Source organism: Agrococcus sp. GCM10030265 (assembly GCF_042666675.1).
In the GTDB taxonomy this organism is placed as follows: Bacteria; Actinomycetota; Actinomycetes; order Actinomycetales; family Microbacteriaceae; genus Agrococcus.
In genome coordinates, this window is the sequence record NZ_JBHTCZ010000002.1 from 861222 (window position 1) to 877101 (window position 15880).

Consider the following 15880-nt stretch of genomic DNA (forward strand, 5'->3'; position numbering starts at 1 on the left):
GGCCCGTCAGGATGCGCGCGGCGAGCGGCGTCGTCACGACGCCTCGGCGCGTGCGCGCAGTCGGGCGATGCCCGCGACGATCTCGTCGAGGACCTCCCGCGTCTCGAGGCTCGAGAAGTGGCCGGCCGCACGCAGCCGCACGACCTCGGAGCCCGGCAGCGGCGCGGAGGCGGGCACGTGGGGATCCCAGGACGGCACGAGCTCGACGATGCTCGCGTTCGCCGCGGTCTCGGCGGCGAGCTCGACGAGGGCGGGCGAGCCGTCGCGCAGCTCGGCGAGCGAGCGCCACCACGGCACGAGCCGTGCGCGCGCGGAGCCCTCGAACGGCGTCGCAACCGCGACGAGCCCGACGAGGCGCACGCCCGCGGGCGTCTCCCCCGCGATGGCGTCGCGCGCCCAGTCGACGAGCACGCGCTTGCCCGTGAGGCCGCCCTTCGAGTGCGCGACGAGCACGACGTCGCCCGGCAGGTCGTCGATGGCGGCGCGCACGAGCGGCACGGCGTCGACGAACGGGGCGAGGTTCCAGCCGAGCGCGGGCACGGCCCGCACGCCCAGGCCGCGGGCGGCGAGCCGGTGCGCGAGCGACTCGAGGTAGCGCCACCGCTCCCAGACGCCGGGGAGCAGCACCACGGTGACGCCGTCGGGCGGCGCCGCGACGTCGAAGGGGGTCGTGCGACGCATGAACCCGCGCAGCTGGCCCCGGGTGGCGTCGACGTAGTCGCGCGCCCACGTGAGGCCGCGCCGCAGCACGCCCCCGATCATGCGTCGGCTCGCTGCACGAACTCGGACAGCATCCGCGCGACGGGCTCCGCGCCCGTGATCATCGCCTCGTGCCCCTTGCCCTCGGCCTCGCGGAACGTCGCATCGGGGATGCGATCCGTCAGATGCCGCGCCCAGCGGCGAGGGCTCACGAGGTCGCCGGATCCTCGCACGACGAGCGTCGGGCACGCGATGCGCGGCGCGACGTCCTCGAGGCGGTGGTCGAGCATGGCGTCGAACTGCGTGAAAAACCATCGCGGCCCGGCCTGCGCGTACATCCGCAGCCCCACGGCGACGACGACGGGCGGGTCGTTCACGAGGTCGAGCAGCAGCCGTGCGGCCTGCGAGCGCTTCGAACGGTGCCTCGCGTCGACCGTCGGCCCGATCAGCACGAGGCGCTCGACGACCTCGGGGTGGCGCACGGCGAGCTCGGCCACGACCTGCGTGCCCATCGAATGGCCGACGGCGATGACGCGCTCGATGCCGAGGTCGCGCAGCACGGCCGCGACGTGGTCGGCGCACTCGGGCATCGTCGCGCGCTGCGCGGGCTCGGGCGACTCGCCGAAGCCTGGGAGGTCGATCGCGACGACGTCGTGGTCCTTCGCGAGCTCCGCCCGCAGCAGGCCGAAGTACTGCTGCCCCATGCCGATGCCGTGCACGAGCACGATGGTGCGCTCGTGGCCGCCTCGCCAGTGCCATGCGAGCACGACGTCGTCGCCGCGTCGGTGCTCGGTGCGCTCGGCGGCGAGGCGCCCCCGATTCTCGGCGCGCCACGTGCGCCCGCCCGGTCGCAGCCGATCACCCATCGTCCGATCCTAGATCGGCGCGGCTGCGCCGCCGGTGCCAGGATGGAGGCCATGAGCGAGACGACGACGAGCGCAGCCGAGACCACCGCCGAGCCGCAGGGCGACGGACGCAACGCCGGCCGGTCGACGACGCCGCTGTCGAGCCGCTTCGTGGAGCACGTGCAGCAGGGATGGGCGGATCGCGAGGAGGTGCTGCCCGAGCGGCGCGCCGCCGCCGAGGACGCCGCAGCCCGCCGCGCCGCGCTGTCGGCCATGCACGAGGGCGCCAGGATCGTCGTGCCCGCCGGACCCCGCAAGCAGCGCTCGAACGACACCGACTACCCCTTCCGCGCGGCACCCGACTTCGCGATCCTCACCGGCTGGGGCGCCGACGCGGAGCCCGACTCGGTGCTCGTGCTCGAGCCCGTCGCCTCCAGCGGTCACGAGGCGACGCTCTACTTCCGCCAGCCCGCGGGCCGCGAGACGACGGAGTTCTTCGCGAACGCCGAGATCGGCGAGTTCTGGATCGGCCCGCGCCCCTCGCTCGCGCACGTCGCCGCCGACCTCGGCCTCGCGACGCGCGATCTCGCCGACGTCGACGCCGTGCTCGACGACGCCTCGGTGCCCGTGCTCGTCACGACCGAGGGAGATCCCGCGGTCGTCGCACGCCTCGGCGATGCGGCGAACGCATCCGTCGACGGCGAGGACGTCGTCGGCCGCGACCTCGCCGAGCTGCGCCTCGTGAAGAGCGCATGGGAGGTCGAGCAGGTGCAGCGCGCCGTCGACGCCACGAAGGACGGCTTCGAGGACGTCATCCGCGACCTCGACGCCGCCAGGGCGCACGCGCGCGGCGAGCGCGTCGTCGAGGGCACCTTCCACCGTCGCGCGCGCATCGACGGCAACGCCGTCGGCTACGACACCATCGCGGCGTCGGGCGCGCACGCCTGCGTCCTGCACTGGACGCGCAACGACGGCGCCGTGCGCGACGGCGACCTCATCCTGCTCGACGCAGGCGTCGAGGTCGACAGCCTCTACACGGCCGACATCACGCGCACGCTGCCGATCTCGGGCACCTTCACGCCCGTGCAGCGACGCGTCTACGAGGCGGTGCTCGAGGCTGCCGACGCGGCGTTCGCCGTCGCGCGCCCCGGGATCGTCTTCAAGGAGATCCACGCCGCCGCCATGGAGGTCATCGCCCGTCGCACCGCCGAGTGGGGGCTGCTGCCCATGACGGCGGAAAAGTCGCTCGAGCCGGAGAACCAGCTGCATCGCCGCTGGATGGTGCACGGCACGAGCCACCACCTCGGGCTCGACGTGCACGACTGCGCCCAGGCTCGCCGCGACTTCTACCACGACGGCATCGTGGAGGAGGGCATGGTCTTCACGATCGAGCCGGGCCTCTACTTCCAGCCCGACGACCTCACGGTGCCCGAGGAGCTGCGCGGCATCGGCGTGCGCATCGAGGACGACGTCGTCGTCACCGCCGACGGCGTGCGCAACCTCTCGCACGCCATCCCCCGCACCGTCGACGAGGTCGAGGCGTGGATGGCGGGCCTGCGCGGCTGACCCGCGTCAGAGCGCGACGAGCGCGACGGCGATGCCGAGCATGACGACGGCGATGCCGGCGTCGAGGATGCGCCAGGCGCGCTCGGTGCGCATGATCGGCGCGAGGAACCTCGCGCCGTAGCCGAAGCCCACGAACCAGATCGCGGAGGCGACGAGCCCCCCGACGAGGAACGACCAGCGCGCGTCGCCGTGCGTCGCGGCGATCGACCCCATGACGAGCGTCGTCTCGATGAGGGCGTGCGGGTTGAGCCACGTGAGGGCGAGGATCGTGAGCACCGCCGTGCGCCGCGACGTGCGCTGCCGCAGCGCGACGCCCGTGCCACCCGCGCCACCCGCGCCTGCCGAGGCGTCGGCATCCGCCGGAGCCTCGACGAGCGAGCCGCCGCCGCGCCACGCGCGGCGCGCGCAGACGAGCGCGTAGCCGACGAGGAAGATCGCGCCCGCCCATCGGGCGACGCCGTCGAGCCACGGCACGTGCTCGACGAGCACGCCGACGCCGGCGACGCCAGCCGTCTGCAGCACGACCTCGCTCGCGATGCACGCGATGACGATGGCGCCCACGTGCTCGCGACGGATGCCCTGGCGCAGCACGTACGAGTTCTGCGCACCGATCGAGATGATGAGGCCGAGGCAGATGGCGAGTCCGGCGAGGAAGGCTGCGAGGGAGAGCACGCGTCGACGCTACGGCGCCGCGACCTGCAGCACCAGCGCACATCGCTGCAGCACCTGCAGCAGCGCTTCAGGTAGCCTGCGACGCATGGAGCTGCCCCGCGACCTGCTGCGCACGCTCGTCGCCGCGGTCGACACGGGCACGCTCGACGGCGCCGCGAAGGCGCTCGCGCTCACCCCCTCGGCCGTGAGCCAGCGCATCCGAGCCCTCGAGCGGCAGCTCGGCCGCGTGCTGCTCACCCGTACGCGGCCGGTGCGCCCCACGCCCGACGGCACGGTGCTGCTGCGGCTCGGCAGGCAGCTCGCGCTCCTCGAGCACGAGGCGCTCGCCGAGCTCGGCGCCGAGCAGGGCACCGCGACCGTGCGGCTCGGCGTCAACGCCGACTCGCTCGCGAGCTGGTTCCTGCCCGCGGTCGCCGCCGTCGCGTCGGCGCACGACGTCGTCGTCGAGCTGCACCGCGAGGATCAGGAGCGCACGGCGGCGCTGCTCGAGTCCGGCACCGTCATGGGTGCCGTCACGGCGCAGCGCGAGCCCGTGCCCGGGTGCGTCTCCTCCCCCATCGGCGGCATGCGCTACGTCGCCGCCGCGAGCCCCGCGTTCGCGGCGCGGTGGCTGCCGCACGGCGGCACCGCCGCCGAGCTCGCGCTCGCGCCCTACGTCGACTTCGACGACTCCGACGTGCTGCAGTCGCGCCACCTCGCGGCCCGCGGCGTCGCGGGCACGCCGCCGCGTCATCTCGTGTCGGCGTCCGCCGAGTTCGGCCGCGCGATCGAGCTGGGGCTCGGATGGGGCATGCTGCTGCCGTCGCAGCTCGACGAGGGCGCGTTCGTGGCGCTGCACGGCGAGCCGATCGACGTGCCGCTGCACTGGCAGCGCTGGAACCTATCGTCGACGCTGCTCGACGCCATCACCGACGCCGTCGTCGCCGCGGCGGCGGATGCGCGGGACATCGTGCCCGCGCGACCTACGGCTGGGGCGACTCGGGCTGGGGTGCGACCGGCGCCTCGGCGGGGGTCGTGACGGGCGCGGAGGCGCGCTGGCCGATCGCGTGCATCGTCTTGCCGGCGATGGCCTGTGGCGCGACGATGTCGTAGCGCGATGCGAGCACCTGCTGCACGCTCGAGAACTGGCGGCGGCGGCGACCGATCGAGTGCGTGACGATCGCGAGCACGATGCCGATCGCGGCGCCGAGCAGCGGCAGCACGAGCGCCGACTGCAGCGCCGCGTCGCCCATCAGCAGGTAGATCGCGAGCGCGAAGAAGATGCCGAACGAGAGGCCGCGCAGCATGCCGCCCATGGCGACGCGCCCCCACGTGAGCCTGCCGACGACGCGCTCCACCAGCTTGAGGTCGTTGCCGACGATCGCGAGCCCGCGGATCTCTCCCTCGGTCTCCGAGATCCTGTTCACGGCGGCCTGCGCCTCGGCGTAGGTCGAGAACGTCGCGACGACGACGCCGTCGGGCAGCCGCTGCTCGCCGCGGTCGGAGGGCTGGAGGATGCTCACCCCGCCATCGTCCCACGTCGTCCCGCGTCCGCGCGGGGCGTTCGCGACCCGCGAAGCCCACGGGTAGCGTTGCACCGTGAGCAGCAAGGCATTCGTCGCACGGCTCGCGGGATGCCCCGTCTTCGATCCTCAGGGCGACAAGGTGGGCCGGGTCCGCGACGTCGTCATGGTGCCGCGCGATGGCGCGTCGCCGCGCATCGTCGGCTTCGTCGTCGAGGTGACGGGCAAGCGGCGCGTGTTCCTGTCGATCGGCCGCGTCATGTCGATCGGTGGCGGCCAGCTCATCACGACGGGCCTCATCAACCTGCGCCGCTTCGAGCAGCGCGGCGGCGAGCAGCTCGTCCTCGCCGAGGTGCTCGGCCGAGCCGTGACGCTGCGCGACGGCACGCAGGCGCGCCTCGAGGACCTCTCGATCGTCGAGCAGCACACGGCCGACTGGATCGTCGACCAGCTGTTCCTGCGCAAGCCCCGCACGTCGCCGTTCGGCAAGGGGCCGACGACCCTCACGGGCTGGAACGACGTGCTGCACTCGCCCGAGGGCGAGCACGAGTCGGACCACATCCTCGCGCAGCTGCAGGACCTGCCGGCGGCCGACGCCGCGACGGCGCTGCTCGACCTGCCGGCGCAGCGCATGCTCGAGGTCGCGGAGGATCTCTCCGACGACCGGCTCGCCGACGTGCTCGAGGAGATGGGCGAGGACGACCAGGTCGCGATCCTCGACGCCCTCGGCGATGACCGCGCCGCCGACGTGCTCGACCAGATGCAGCCCGACGACGCCGCCGACCTCATCGCCCAGCTGCCGGTCGAGCGCGGCGAGGCGCTCCTCGAGCTCATGGAGCCCGAGGAGGCCGAGGACGTGCGCATGCTGCTCGCCTACGGCCAGGACACCGCGGGCGGCCTCATGACGACCGAGCCCGTCATCCTCGCTTCGGACGCGACGGTCGCCGAGGCCCTCGCGACCATCCGCAGGCACGAGATCGCGCCTGCGCTCGCCGCGGCGGTCTTCGTGACGCTGCCGCCGTACGAGGCCCCGACGGGCGCGTTCCTCGGCGTCGTGCACTTCCAGCGACTGCTGCGGTACCCGCCGAACGAGCGCCTCGGCACGCTGCTCGACCCCGCGCTCGAGCCCGTGCGCGTCGACGAGTCGGCCGCCGAGCTCACGCGACGCATGGCGACGTACAACCTCGTCTCGGTGCCCGTCGTCGACGACGCGTCGCGCCTCGTGGGCGTCGTGACGGTCGACGACGTGCTCGACCACATCCTCCCCGACGACTGGCGGCGCGACGACCCGGAGGTGCGTCGTGGCTGACCGCCAGGCACGCGACCGCGACGAGCGTCAGGATCGCCTCGCGACGCCGAAGGGCTCGGGGCGCCGGCTGCTCGGCCGCCCGCGCGGCAAGCGCGAGTCGAAGGACCGCTTCGGCGGCTTCAGCGAGGCGATGGCGCGCGGCATGGGCACGCCGTGGTTCCTCGTCGGGATGACGATCTTCGTCGCGTTCTGGCTTGGCTACAACTCGATCGCGCCGCACGACTCGCAGTTCGACCCGCAGGACCAGGGCTTCCCGCTGCTGACGCTCGCCCTGTCGCTGCAGGCCTCGTACGCGGCACCGATGATCCTCCTCGCGCAGAACCGGCAGGACGACCGCGACCGCGTGCAGATCGAGCAGGATCGCGTGCGCGCCGAGCGCAACCTGAACGACACCGAGTACCTCGCCCGCGAGGTCGTGGCCCTGCGCCTCGCGATCAAGGACATGGCGACGAAGGACTTCATCCGCGCCGAGCTGCGCAGCCTCCTCGAGGACATCGACGAGCAGCGCCGGGCGGATGCGGAGGCCGCCGAGCCCGAGCGGGTCGGCGAGCGCCCGGAGCCCGGGCGCCCGTGACGATCGCCGCCATCCGCGCCGCGCTCGCCCGCGTGGTCGACCCCGAGATCCGCAGGCCCATCACGGAGCTCGACATGGTGGGCGAGGTCTCGCTCGAGGCGGGCACGGCGCACGTCGACCTGCGGCTGACGATCGTCGGCTGCCCCGCCGCCGACCGCATCGAGGCCGACGTGCGCGCGGCCGCGGCGTCGGTCGAGGGCGTCGACGCCGTCGACGTGGCCGTCGGCGTCATGACGCCGTCGGAGCGCCAGGCGCTCGTCGAGCGCCTGCGCGGCAGGCGCACCATGGCGTTCGGGCCGGAGTCCCTCACCCGCATCCTCGCGATCACGAGCGGCAAGGGTGGCGTCGGCAAGTCGACGCTCACGGCCAACCTCGCCGTCGCGCTCGCAGCCACGGGGCTGCGGGTGGGGCTCGTCGACGCCGACGTGCACGGCTACTCGATCCCCGGCATCCTCGGCGTCGACGACGTGCCGACGCGCGTCGGCGACCTCATGATGCCGCCGAGCGCCCACGGCGTGCACGTCGTGTCGATCGGCATGCTCGTCGAGGGCAACCGCGCCGTCTCGTGGCGCGGTCCCATGCTGCATCGCACGCTGCAGCAGTTCCTCACCGACGTGTGGTGGGGCGATCTCGACGTGCTGCTCATCGACATGCCGCCCGGCACGGGCGACGTCGCCATCTCGCTCGGGCAGCTCCTCCCCCACGCCGAGGTCGTCGTCGTCACGACGCCGCAGCGCGCCGCGGCCGACGTCGCCGAGCGCTCCGCCGAGGTCGCGCGCCAGACCGGTCAGCGCGTCGCTGGCGTCGTCGAGAACATGGCGGGCCTCGTGCAGCCCGACGGCAGCGTCCTCGACCTCTTCGGCTCCGGCGGCGGAGCCGAGGCCGCGGCGCGCCTCGACGTGCCGCTGCTCGCGAGCGTGCCGCTGTCGATGGCGCTGCGCGAGGACGGGGATGCGGGCACGCCGGTCGTCGTCGCGCATCCGCACGACCCGGCGGCGCTCGCCATCGCGGCGCTCGCGCAGCGGTTGCGCGGCGGACTCGGGCTCGCCGGTCGCGCGCTGCCGTTCTCGACCCGCTGAGGCCGCCCGGGCTCAGTCCCCCAGCTCGCGCGCGAGCAGCTCGACGAGCAGACGGTGCACGACCGAGCGCGGCGTCGCCTCGATGACGGCGATGAGCTCGGCGCGCTCGGCCCCGAGATCCTCTGCGCCGATCTGCGCGAGGATCGCGCCCGCCGTCGCCGCGTCGAGCTGCACGCCCTCGAGCGCGCGCAGGGGCGCGGCTGCCTCGGCGGTGGCGGCTGCGACGCCGCGCACCTCCTCCGCGCACGCCCTGAGGGCCTCGAGCAGCGCGTCGAGGTGCTGCTCGAGCGCGGGCGTCACCGTGAGGTGCAGCGTCGAGGGCAGGTCGGGCTGCCCGTGCTGCACGAGCCCCGGCTGCGCCTGCGCGAGGAAGCCGCGTGCGACGAGCGCGTCGCCGAGGCGCAGCGGATCGACGGGCGAGGCCGAGGATGCGTCGCTCGCGATCGCGAGCGCGACGCCGACGGGAGCGCCCACGACGCGGAGGCCGTCGATGCCCTCGACCGTCGTGCGGATGGCGTCGGAGATGCGCTTGCACTGCGACTGCAGCTCGCCGAACCCGACGGTGCCGAGCGCCTGCAGCACGGCCCACGCCGCCACGAGTCCCGCCGCCTGCCGCGAGCCGAGCAGCGTCGAGGTCGCCACCGGGTAGCCGGGCCAGTCGGCGTCGGCGAACATCATGCCGCGCTGCCGGTCGGCGCCGCGCTGCAGCAGCACCGACGCGCCCTTCGGCCCGTAGCCGTACTTGTGGAGGTCGGCGGAGATCGACGTGACTCCCGGCACCGCGAGATCCCAGGCGGGCACGTCCGGCAGGAACGGCAGCACCATGCCGCCGAAGCAGGCGTCGACGTGGAGGTCGATGCCGCGCTCGAGGCAGGCGGCCGCGATGGCCTCGACGGGGTCGACGACACCGTGCGGATAGCTCGGGGCCGAGACGACCGCGAGGGCGACGTCGTCGTCGAGGGCCGCGACGAACGCATCCACGTCGGCCGTGCCGTCCGGCAGCACCGGCACGACGTCGAGCGTGAGCCCGAGCAGGTGCGCGGCCTTCGCGAACGCGGGGTGGCGCGTCGTGGGTGCCACGATGCGCGTGCGGCCGGGGTGCGCCTCGCGCGCCGCGAGGACCGCGAGGATCACGGACTCGGTGCCGCCCGACGTGCACGTCGACACGACGTCGTCGCCGCCGTGCAGCAGCTGCTTCATCGTCGCGCCGATCTCGCGCTCGACGACCGCGAGCGAGCCGTACACGAACGGGTCGAGCCCGTTGAGGTGCAGCACCTCGAGCGCCGACTCCTCGACGAGGCGGTGCAGCTCCGGCACCCCCGAGTCGTACACGTAGGAGAGCACGCGGCCGCCCCGCGTCGGGGCGTCGCGCTCCGCGCGCAGGGAGCGAAGACGCGCGAGCACCTCGTCTGGCTGGATGGCGAACGTCACCGTGCGACCTCCTGATCGGGTGCCACGTCGGCGTCGACGACGGCTCGGGTGAGTCGGTAGCCGCGCAACGGCAGCAGGGACAGCAGGGCGATGGCGGCGGGCAGGACGCTGAACGCGATGGCGATGCCCACGAGCACGCCCTCGGGCTGATCGGTGCCGCCGCGGCTCGCGACGTAGCCGGTCGCCGCGAGCACGAGCGCCATGACGATGCCGCCGATCGCGAAGCCCGAGGTCTCCATCGCGGTCCACACGCCGCCGATCACGCCCGAGCGGTCGACGCCGGAGCGGCGCCGGTCGTTCGACATCGCGTCTGGCAGCATCGCCATGGGCAGCGACTGCATGCCCGCGTAGCCGAGGCCAGCGAGGGCGACGGGCGCGTACACCCACGCGTCGGGCACGAGCAGCGCGGGCACGAGCAGGATGCCGCCGACGATGAACACGATCGACGAGAGCTGGAACGCGAAGCGCTTCGACGTGCGCGCCGACAGCCACTGCCAGCCGGGCGCCGCGACGATCGCGGGCGCGATGAGCGCGACGAAGAGGAACGTGATCGCGTCCTCGTCGAGCAGGATGTAGGTCGCGACGTACTGGCCGCCGGCGAGCATGAGCCCCGTCGCGACCGCCTGCAGGAAGAACGGCACCACGAGCGCGCGCAGGCTCGGGCCGTGCCGCAGCACGTCCCACGTCTCGCGGTAGATCGACGCGATCGAGCGGCGCTCCACGAGACGCGGCGTGCGTCGGGGCGCGCTCGTGACGGCCACGAGCGCGCCGACCGCGAGCAGCACGGCGCACACGAGGCCCATGAGCAGGTAGCCGGAGTGGTCGTCGCCGCCGAGCGAGCGCAGCGCCGGGCCACCGCCGCCGAAGGCGAGGATCGCGATGGTCAGCACGATGACGCGTGCCGTGAGGAGCCGCGTGCGCTCGTCGTAGTCGTGCGAGATCGCGGCCGGCAGCGTCATGTACGGCACCTGGAAGACGCTGAATGCCGTCGCGGCGCCGAAGAACGCGACGCCCACCCACACCGCCGCGGCGGCGGGCGCGAGCGAGGCGGGCACGGCGAACGTCGCGACGAAGAGCACCGGCAGCGCGATGGCGCCCGCGAGCATCCATCGGCGACGCGAGCCCGTGCGTGCGTCGTCGTCGTCGGAGAGCGCCCCGAGCACGGGGTCGGCGACGATGTCCCAGACCTTCACGGCACCGATGACGAGGCCGGCCCACAGCGCGGAGACGCCGAGCGTGTCGGTCATGAAGTACAGCAGCACGAGCCCGGGCAACGTGCTGAACCCGCCTGTTCCCAGGGAGCCGATCGCGTAGCGCCAGACCGTGGAGCGGGGGATGCGGTCCTGGGCCATGCAGCCGACTCTACGGCAGAAGGTGAGACATCGTCACCGGCGTGCCGCCCGCGGACGGATGCGGATCACGTCGCCTCGGCGTCGTAGGGGGCGCCGTCGGTGAGCGGATCGCGCGGTGCGGCCTGCCTGCGCGACGACCGCCCGGCAGCCGCCATCGCCGCGACGCTCCCCGCGGCAGCGGCCGCCGAGCCCGCGGCAGGAGCCTTCGGGGCGTCGTCCTGCAGCGCCTCGCGCACGATGCGGCGGGGGTCGTACTGCCGCGGATCGAGCTTGCGCCAGTCGACCTCGTCGAACTCGGGGCCCATCTCCTCGCGCATGCGATCCTTGGCGCCGTTCGCCATGTCGCGCACGCCGCGCACGAGGCCCGCGAGCCGCTCCGCAGCGGCGGGCAGCCGCTCGGGACCGAGGATGATCGCGGCGATGATGCCGATGACGATGAGCTTGTCGAGGGTCAATCCGAGGAACGTCACGGCCCTCTCCTCTCGACAGGCCACCAGCCTACGCGGTGCGTGGCCGGCGCGGCGCGGCGCGGCGCGGCTCCCAGCCTCGCCCATCCGGCTAGCCTCGCTCTCGGAGGCACCCGTGGAGACTGCACTGACGTCGAAGTACCTCGACGACCTGAGCCCCGAGGATGCGATCCTCGCCGGCGCTCGAGACGCCGCCGACGAGCTCGGCATCACCCCCATCGACCCCGCCGTCGGAGCGCTGCTCAAGCTCACGACCGCGACGCTCGCCGCATCCGCGATCCTCGAGATCGGCACGGGCACGGGCGTGAGCGGCCTGTGGCTGCTGCGGGGCGCCCCCACGGCGACGCTCACGTCGATCGACACCGAGCTCGATCACCACAGCCACGCGCGCGCCGCCTTCACGCAGGCCGGCTACGCGCAGGCGAAGGTGCGCCTCATCACGGGCTCGGCCAACGAGATCCTCCCGCGCATGAACGAGGCGAGCTACGACGTCGTGCTCGTCGACGCCGACCCCGCCGACCGCATCGAGCACGTCGAGCACGCGCTGCGCCTCGTGCGCGCGGGCGGCACGGTGCTCGTGGCGCACGCGCTGCTGGGCGGCCGCGTCGCCGACCCGGCGCAGCGAGGGGACGTCGTCGCCGACGCCCGCGCGCTGCTGAAGGAGCTCAGCGCGAGCGACGCCGTCGCCGTCGCCGTGAGCCCGGCAGGCGACGGCCTCCTGCACGTCACGCGCCTGCCCGAGCCCTGACGCGCGGCGACGCGGACGCAGAAGGGGGCGAGCCATGCGGCTCGCCCCCTTCTCGCCCGATGGCGTCGCGCTCGGTCAGGCCGAGACGACGACGCCGCTCAGCGCAGCGTGGAGCTCTGCCGCCTCCGCGTCGTTCACCGACACGACGAGGCGGCCGCCGCCCTCGAGGGGGACGCGCACGACGATGAGCCGTCCCTCCCTCACTGCCTCCAGCGGACCGTCACCAGTGCGAGGCTTCATAGCAGCCATGTGGGGGTTCCCCTCTCGTTCCCAGGCATCCAGTATCCCATGGAACCCCGTCGCGGCCCTGGGATGCGACCCGGAGCGACACGATCGTCACGCAATCGTCACGGGATGGTCCAGTCGACGCCGACGACCCACCAGCACGCCCACAGCCACGCGACCTGCCCGGCGACGCCTGCCGCGAGGGCGAGCGGACGCCACCACCTGCCCGGCAGCGTCGCGACGACCGCGACGAGCGCGAACGCGGGCAGGAGGATGCGGAACGTCGACGACTGCGGGAACCACACGGCCAGCAGGTACAGGAGGTAGGCGACGGTCCACGCCCATGCCTCGACGCCCATCGCCGCCCGCGTCGCGCGGCGCGCCAGCAGCCACACGCCGCCGCCGACGGCGAGCGCGAGGAGCGACAGGCCTGCGCCGCCGAGCCACCACTGCGCCCCCGCGACCCAGCCGGTGCCGGGGACCAGCGCCATCGGCCCGACGTACGGCGCGCGCCAGCCGAGCTCCGTCGCGACGTACGCGCCCGGCTCGCCCGTGCGGATCGCGGCGTACGCGGGCCACGCGAGCCCGCACGCGAGCGCCCATGCCGCCATGACGCCGAGCACGACCCGGTCGCGCGTCGGCCACGCATCCGGCCTGCGCAGCACCGCGTGCGCGAGCACGACGACGAGCGCGAGCGCGACGGCGAGGCCGGAGGGCCGTGCGAGCGCCACGAGCGGCACGAGCGCCGCGAGCATGCCCCACGAGCGGTGCCGCAGCGCGAGCAGCGCACCCGCGAGCAGCGCGAGATGCAGCGACTCGGCGTAGCCGACCTGCAGCAGCGGCGACACGGGGCCGAGCAGCACGAGCGCGAGCGCGAACGAGGCGTGGCGCGGGATGGTCTCGCGCAGCAGTCGGTGCGCGAGCACCGCGAACGCGGCGGAGGCGATCCAGGCGATGCCCAGCGCCGCGAGCTCCCAGTCGAGGCCGAGCCGCACGAGCGCGCGCACCAGCATCGGGTAGACGGGCATGAACGCCCACGCGTTGTCGGCGATGCCACCGTCGGCCTCGCGGGGCAGCACGTCCGGGTAGCCGAACGCGGCCACGTGCTCGTACCAGCGCGCATCCCAGATCGTCGACAGCTCGACGACGCTCGGCGACGCGTCGGTGTAGACGTTCGCGCCCTGCGCGGCGGCGAACGCGGCGAGCAGCGCCGTCGACACCACGCGGCTCGCCGCCCAGATGGCGAGCGCACGCCCCACCATGGGAGCCGCGCCCACGACGCCACGGCGCGACTCAGGCGGTGGTGCCCGTGAGCCAGGCGCGCAGGCCCCGCTCGACGTCGACGATCTGCTGCAGCGAGACCCGCTCGTCGTCGGCGTGCGCCTTCAGGGGGTCGCCCGGGCCGTAGTTGACGGCGGGGATGCCGAGGCTCCAGAAGCGGGCGACGTCGGTCCACCCGTACTTCGGGCGCGGCTCGACGCCCACGGCGTCGACGAACTCGCGCGCGAGCGGGGCGTCGAGACCGGGCCGGGCGCCCTCGGCGGCGTCGAGCACCTCGACGTCGAAGCCCTCGAAGAGCTCGGTGACGTGGTCGACGGCCTCCGCGACCGTCCGCGACGGCGCGAAGCGGTAGTTGACGTGCACGCGGCACTCGTCGGGGATGACGTTGCCGGCGACGCCGCCCTCGATGCCCACGGCGTTCAGGCCCTCACGGTACACGAGCCCCTCGACCTCGACGTCGCGGGCACGGTACTCCTGCAGCGTCTGCAGCACCTGCGCGGCGTCGTGGATCGCGTTGTGGCCGACCCACGAGCGCGCCGAGTGCGCGCGCACGCCGCGCGTGCGCACCTCGACGCGCAGCGTGCCGTTGCAGCCGCCCTCGATGTGACCGTTCGACGGCTCGCCGAGGATGGCGAAGTCGCCCTGCATGAGGTCGGGGCGCTCGGCGGCGAGGGTGCGCAGGCCGTTCTGCTCCTCCCCCACCTCCTCGTGGTCGTACCAGATCCACGTGACGTCGACGACGGGCTCGGCGAGCTGCGCCGCGAGCAGCAGCTGCACGGCGACGCCCGACTTCATGTCGACGGCGCCGCGCCCCCACAGGTACTCGACGGCGCCGAGGGTCTCGAACCGCGACGGCACGTTGCCGTTGATCGGCACCGTGTCGATGTGGCCGGCGATGACGACCCTGCGGTCGCGGCCGAGCTCGGTGCGGGCGACGACGGTGTCGCCGACTCGCGTGACGTGCAGATGCGGCACGGCGCGCATCGCCGACTCGATCGCGTCGGCGAGGGGGCCCTCGTCGTCGGAGACGGAGGGGATGTCGAGCAGCTGCCGTGTGAGATCCACGGCGGATGCGGTCAGGTCGAGCGTGGGGGCAGCCATGCGACCCAGCCTAGGCTGGACGGCATGACGCGCCTCGCCCACGGTCACGCCCTCGCGACGTTCGCCGGAGACCGGCTGCTCGACGCCTGGTTCCCCGCCCCGGCCCTCGGCGCCGCACCCGAGGGCGACGCCCGCTGGCTCGCCGCGCGCATCCTCGACGAGCACGCAGGACCCATCCCCGCGCTCGGCGTCGAGCGTCGCGTCGTGCACGCCGAGATCGACCTCGACGCAGCGCCCGTCGACGCGCTCGACGTGCTCCTGCGCCTCCACCTCCTGAGCCATCGGCTCGTGCAGCCGAACACCATCGCGCTCGACGGCGTCTTCGGCCTGCTGCCCCTCGTCGCATGGACGACGCACGGCCCCACGACCCCCGAGCACGCTCGCGCCGAGGCGCCGTCGCTGCGGCTCGCCGGCATCCAGGTGCAGCTCGTCGACCGCTTCCCCCGCATGACCGACTACGTGCTGCCGGAGGGCGTGCGCATCGGCGACGCCTCGCGCGTGCGCCTCGGCGCGCACCTCGCCCCGGGCACGGTGGTCATGCACGAGGGGTTCGTGAACTACAACGCCGGCACGCTCGGCACGTCGATGGTCGAGGGGCGCATCTCGCAGGGCGTCGTCGTGGGCGACGGCTCCGACGTCGGCGGCGGCGCATCCATCATGGGCACGCTGTCGGGCGGAGGCACCGAGCGCGTGACGATCGGCGAGCGCGTGCTGCTCGGCGCCAACGCGGGCGTGGGCATCTCGATCGGCGACGACTCGATCGTCGAGGCCGGCCTCTACGTCACGGCGGGCACGAAGGTCTCGGTGCTGACGCCGGGCGAGGACGGGGCGGGCGAGCAGGTGAAGGCCGCACGGCTCTCGGGCGTGCCCGGCCTGCTGTTCCGCCGCAACTCCGTCACGGGCGCCGTCGAGGTCCTGCCGCGCGCCGGCGCCGGCGTCGCGCTCAACGCCGCGCTGCACTAGGCGCTCCCCCACGCGGACTCCGTCGACGGAGGGAGGCTGCGTCCAGGTGATCGCTGATGGGATGGA

At 74.0% G+C, this 15880-nt stretch carries 17 protein-coding genes; 7 read left to right on the forward strand and 10 right to left on the reverse strand.

Annotation, left to right across the window (positions count from 1 at the left end):
• Positions 1-33: 33 nt before the first annotated feature.
• The gene (locus ACFQPP_RS08365; protein WP_376916109.1) at positions 34-762 is read right to left on the reverse strand and encodes an esterase/lipase family protein; all 729 of its coding nucleotides are present in this window, start codon (positions 760-762) and stop codon (positions 34-36) included.
• Positions 759-1565 (reverse strand): alpha/beta fold hydrolase, encoded by an 807-nt coding sequence (locus ACFQPP_RS08370; RefSeq protein ID WP_376916110.1) that lies wholly within the window; start codon positions 1563-1565, stop codon positions 759-761. Before ACFQPP_RS08370 ends, ACFQPP_RS08365 begins: the two co-directional genes overlap by 4 nt.
• A 51-nt stretch (positions 1566-1616) precedes the next feature.
• Between ACFQPP_RS08370 and ACFQPP_RS08375 the strand changes: the two genes are divergently transcribed.
• Entirely contained in the window at positions 1617-3110 is a 1494-nt protein-coding gene (locus ACFQPP_RS08375; protein ID WP_376916111.1) for an aminopeptidase P family protein, read from the forward strand.
• Between the two features lie 6 nt (positions 3111-3116).
• Here ACFQPP_RS08375 and ACFQPP_RS08380 read toward each other — a convergent pair whose 3' ends face one another.
• Entirely contained in the window at positions 3117-3782 is a 666-nt protein-coding gene (locus ACFQPP_RS08380) for a LysE/ArgO family amino acid transporter (RefSeq protein ID WP_376916112.1), read from the reverse strand.
• An 85-nt stretch (positions 3783-3867) separates the two neighbouring features.
• Between ACFQPP_RS08380 and ACFQPP_RS08385 the strand changes: the two genes are divergently transcribed.
• Entirely contained in the window at positions 3868-4800 is a 933-nt protein-coding gene (locus tag ACFQPP_RS08385; RefSeq protein WP_376916113.1) for an ArgP/LysG family DNA-binding transcriptional regulator, read from the forward strand.
• On the opposite strand, the gene ACFQPP_RS08390 is transcribed toward ACFQPP_RS08385, so the two are convergent.
• Positions 4745-5284 carry a general stress protein gene (locus ACFQPP_RS08390; protein WP_376916114.1) on the reverse strand — a complete coding sequence of 180 codons (540 nt, stop codon included), beginning with the start codon at positions 5282-5284 and terminating at the stop codon, positions 4745-4747. The genes ACFQPP_RS08385 and ACFQPP_RS08390 overlap by 56 nt on opposite strands.
• 76 nt (positions 5285-5360) lie before the next feature.
• Here ACFQPP_RS08390 and ACFQPP_RS08395 point away from each other — a divergent pair, with 76 nt between their 5' ends.
• The 3 genes from ACFQPP_RS08395 to ACFQPP_RS08405 are packed head-to-tail and all read left to right on the forward strand — an operon-like array spanning position 5361 to position 8246.
• Entirely contained in the window at positions 5361-6593 is a 1233-nt protein-coding gene (locus ACFQPP_RS08395; RefSeq protein WP_376916115.1) for a magnesium transporter MgtE N-terminal domain-containing protein, read from the forward strand.
• The gene (locus ACFQPP_RS08400; RefSeq protein WP_376916116.1) at positions 6586-7167 is read left to right on the forward strand and encodes a DUF1003 domain-containing protein; all 582 of its coding nucleotides are present in this window, start codon (positions 6586-6588) and stop codon (positions 7165-7167) included. Before ACFQPP_RS08395 ends, ACFQPP_RS08400 begins: the two co-directional genes overlap by 8 nt.
• Entirely contained in the window at positions 7164-8246 is a 1083-nt protein-coding gene (locus tag ACFQPP_RS08405) for an Mrp/NBP35 family ATP-binding protein (protein ID WP_376916117.1), read from the forward strand. The genes ACFQPP_RS08400 and ACFQPP_RS08405 overlap by 4 nt, the downstream gene beginning before the upstream one ends.
• A gap of 12 nt (positions 8247-8258) precedes the next feature.
• Here the strand turns inward: ACFQPP_RS08405 and ACFQPP_RS08410 are convergent, their stop codons facing one another.
• From ACFQPP_RS08410 to ACFQPP_RS08420, 3 genes are all read right to left on the reverse strand, one after another.
• Entirely contained in the window at positions 8259-9677 is a 1419-nt protein-coding gene (locus tag ACFQPP_RS08410; RefSeq protein WP_376916118.1) for a pyridoxal phosphate-dependent decarboxylase family protein, read from the reverse strand.
• Entirely contained in the window at positions 9674-11029 is a 1356-nt protein-coding gene (locus tag ACFQPP_RS08415; protein WP_376916119.1) for an MFS transporter, read from the reverse strand. The genes ACFQPP_RS08410 and ACFQPP_RS08415 overlap by 4 nt, the downstream gene beginning before the upstream one ends.
• Before the next feature lie 65 nt (positions 11030-11094).
• Positions 11095-11499 (reverse strand): Sec-independent protein translocase TatB, encoded by a 405-nt coding sequence (locus tag ACFQPP_RS08420; protein ID WP_376916120.1) that lies wholly within the window; start codon positions 11497-11499, stop codon positions 11095-11097.
• Between the two features lie 112 nt (positions 11500-11611).
• Between ACFQPP_RS08420 and ACFQPP_RS08425 the strand changes: the two genes are divergently transcribed.
• Entirely contained in the window at positions 11612-12244 is a 633-nt protein-coding gene (locus tag ACFQPP_RS08425; RefSeq protein WP_376916121.1) for an O-methyltransferase, read from the forward strand.
• Positions 12245-12319: 75 nt separating this feature from the next.
• Here the strand turns inward: ACFQPP_RS08425 and ACFQPP_RS08430 are convergent, their stop codons facing one another.
• The 3 genes from ACFQPP_RS08430 to dapE form a co-directional block, all read right to left on the reverse strand.
• On the reverse strand, positions 12320-12493 hold the full coding sequence (locus tag ACFQPP_RS08430) for a DUF3117 domain-containing protein (protein ID WP_144718937.1): 174 nt from the start codon (positions 12491-12493) through the stop codon (positions 12320-12322).
• 98 nt (positions 12494-12591) lie between these two features.
• Positions 12592-13746 (reverse strand): hypothetical protein, encoded by a 1155-nt coding sequence (locus tag ACFQPP_RS08435; RefSeq protein ID WP_376916123.1) that lies wholly within the window; start codon positions 13744-13746, stop codon positions 12592-12594.
• 16 nt (positions 13747-13762) lie between these two features.
• Complete coding sequence (gene dapE, locus ACFQPP_RS08440; protein WP_376916124.1) at positions 13763-14851, reverse strand: succinyl-diaminopimelate desuccinylase; 1089 nt, start codon at positions 14849-14851, stop codon at positions 13763-13765.
• 24 nt (positions 14852-14875) lie between these two features.
• On the opposite strand from dapE, the gene ACFQPP_RS08445 reads away from it, so the two are divergent.
• A complete protein-coding gene (locus ACFQPP_RS08445) occupies positions 14876-15814 on the forward strand; it encodes a DapH/DapD/GlmU-related protein (RefSeq protein WP_376916125.1) in 939 nt (312 codons plus the stop codon).
• Positions 15815-15880 lie beyond the last annotated feature (66 nt).

Coding starts and splice junctions, on each gene's coding strand:
- ACFQPP_RS08365 (WP_376916109.1), bottom strand. CDS start 762: ATGATCGGGGGCGTGCTGCGGCGCGGCCTCACGTGGGCGCGCGACTAC.
- ACFQPP_RS08370 (WP_376916110.1), bottom strand. CDS start 1,565: ATGGGTGATCGGCTGCGACCGGGCGGGCGCACGTGGCGCGCCGAGAAT.
- ACFQPP_RS08375 (WP_376916111.1), top strand. CDS start 1,617: ATGAGCGAGACGACGACGAGCGCAGCCGAGACCACCGCCGAGCCGCAG.
- ACFQPP_RS08385 (WP_376916113.1), top strand. CDS start 3,868: ATGGAGCTGCCCCGCGACCTGCTGCGCACGCTCGTCGCCGCGGTCGAC.
- ACFQPP_RS08415 (WP_376916119.1), bottom strand. CDS start 11,029: ATGGCCCAGGACCGCATCCCCCGCTCCACGGTCTGGCGCTACGCGATC.
- ACFQPP_RS08430 (WP_144718937.1), bottom strand. CDS start 12,493: ATGGCTGCTATGAAGCCTCGCACTGGTGACGGTCCGCTGGAGGCAGTG.
- dapE (WP_376916124.1), bottom strand. CDS start 14,851: ATGGCTGCCCCCACGCTCGACCTGACCGCATCCGCCGTGGATCTCACA.
- ACFQPP_RS08445 (WP_376916125.1), top strand. CDS start 14,876: ATGACGCGCCTCGCCCACGGTCACGCCCTCGCGACGTTCGCCGGAGAC.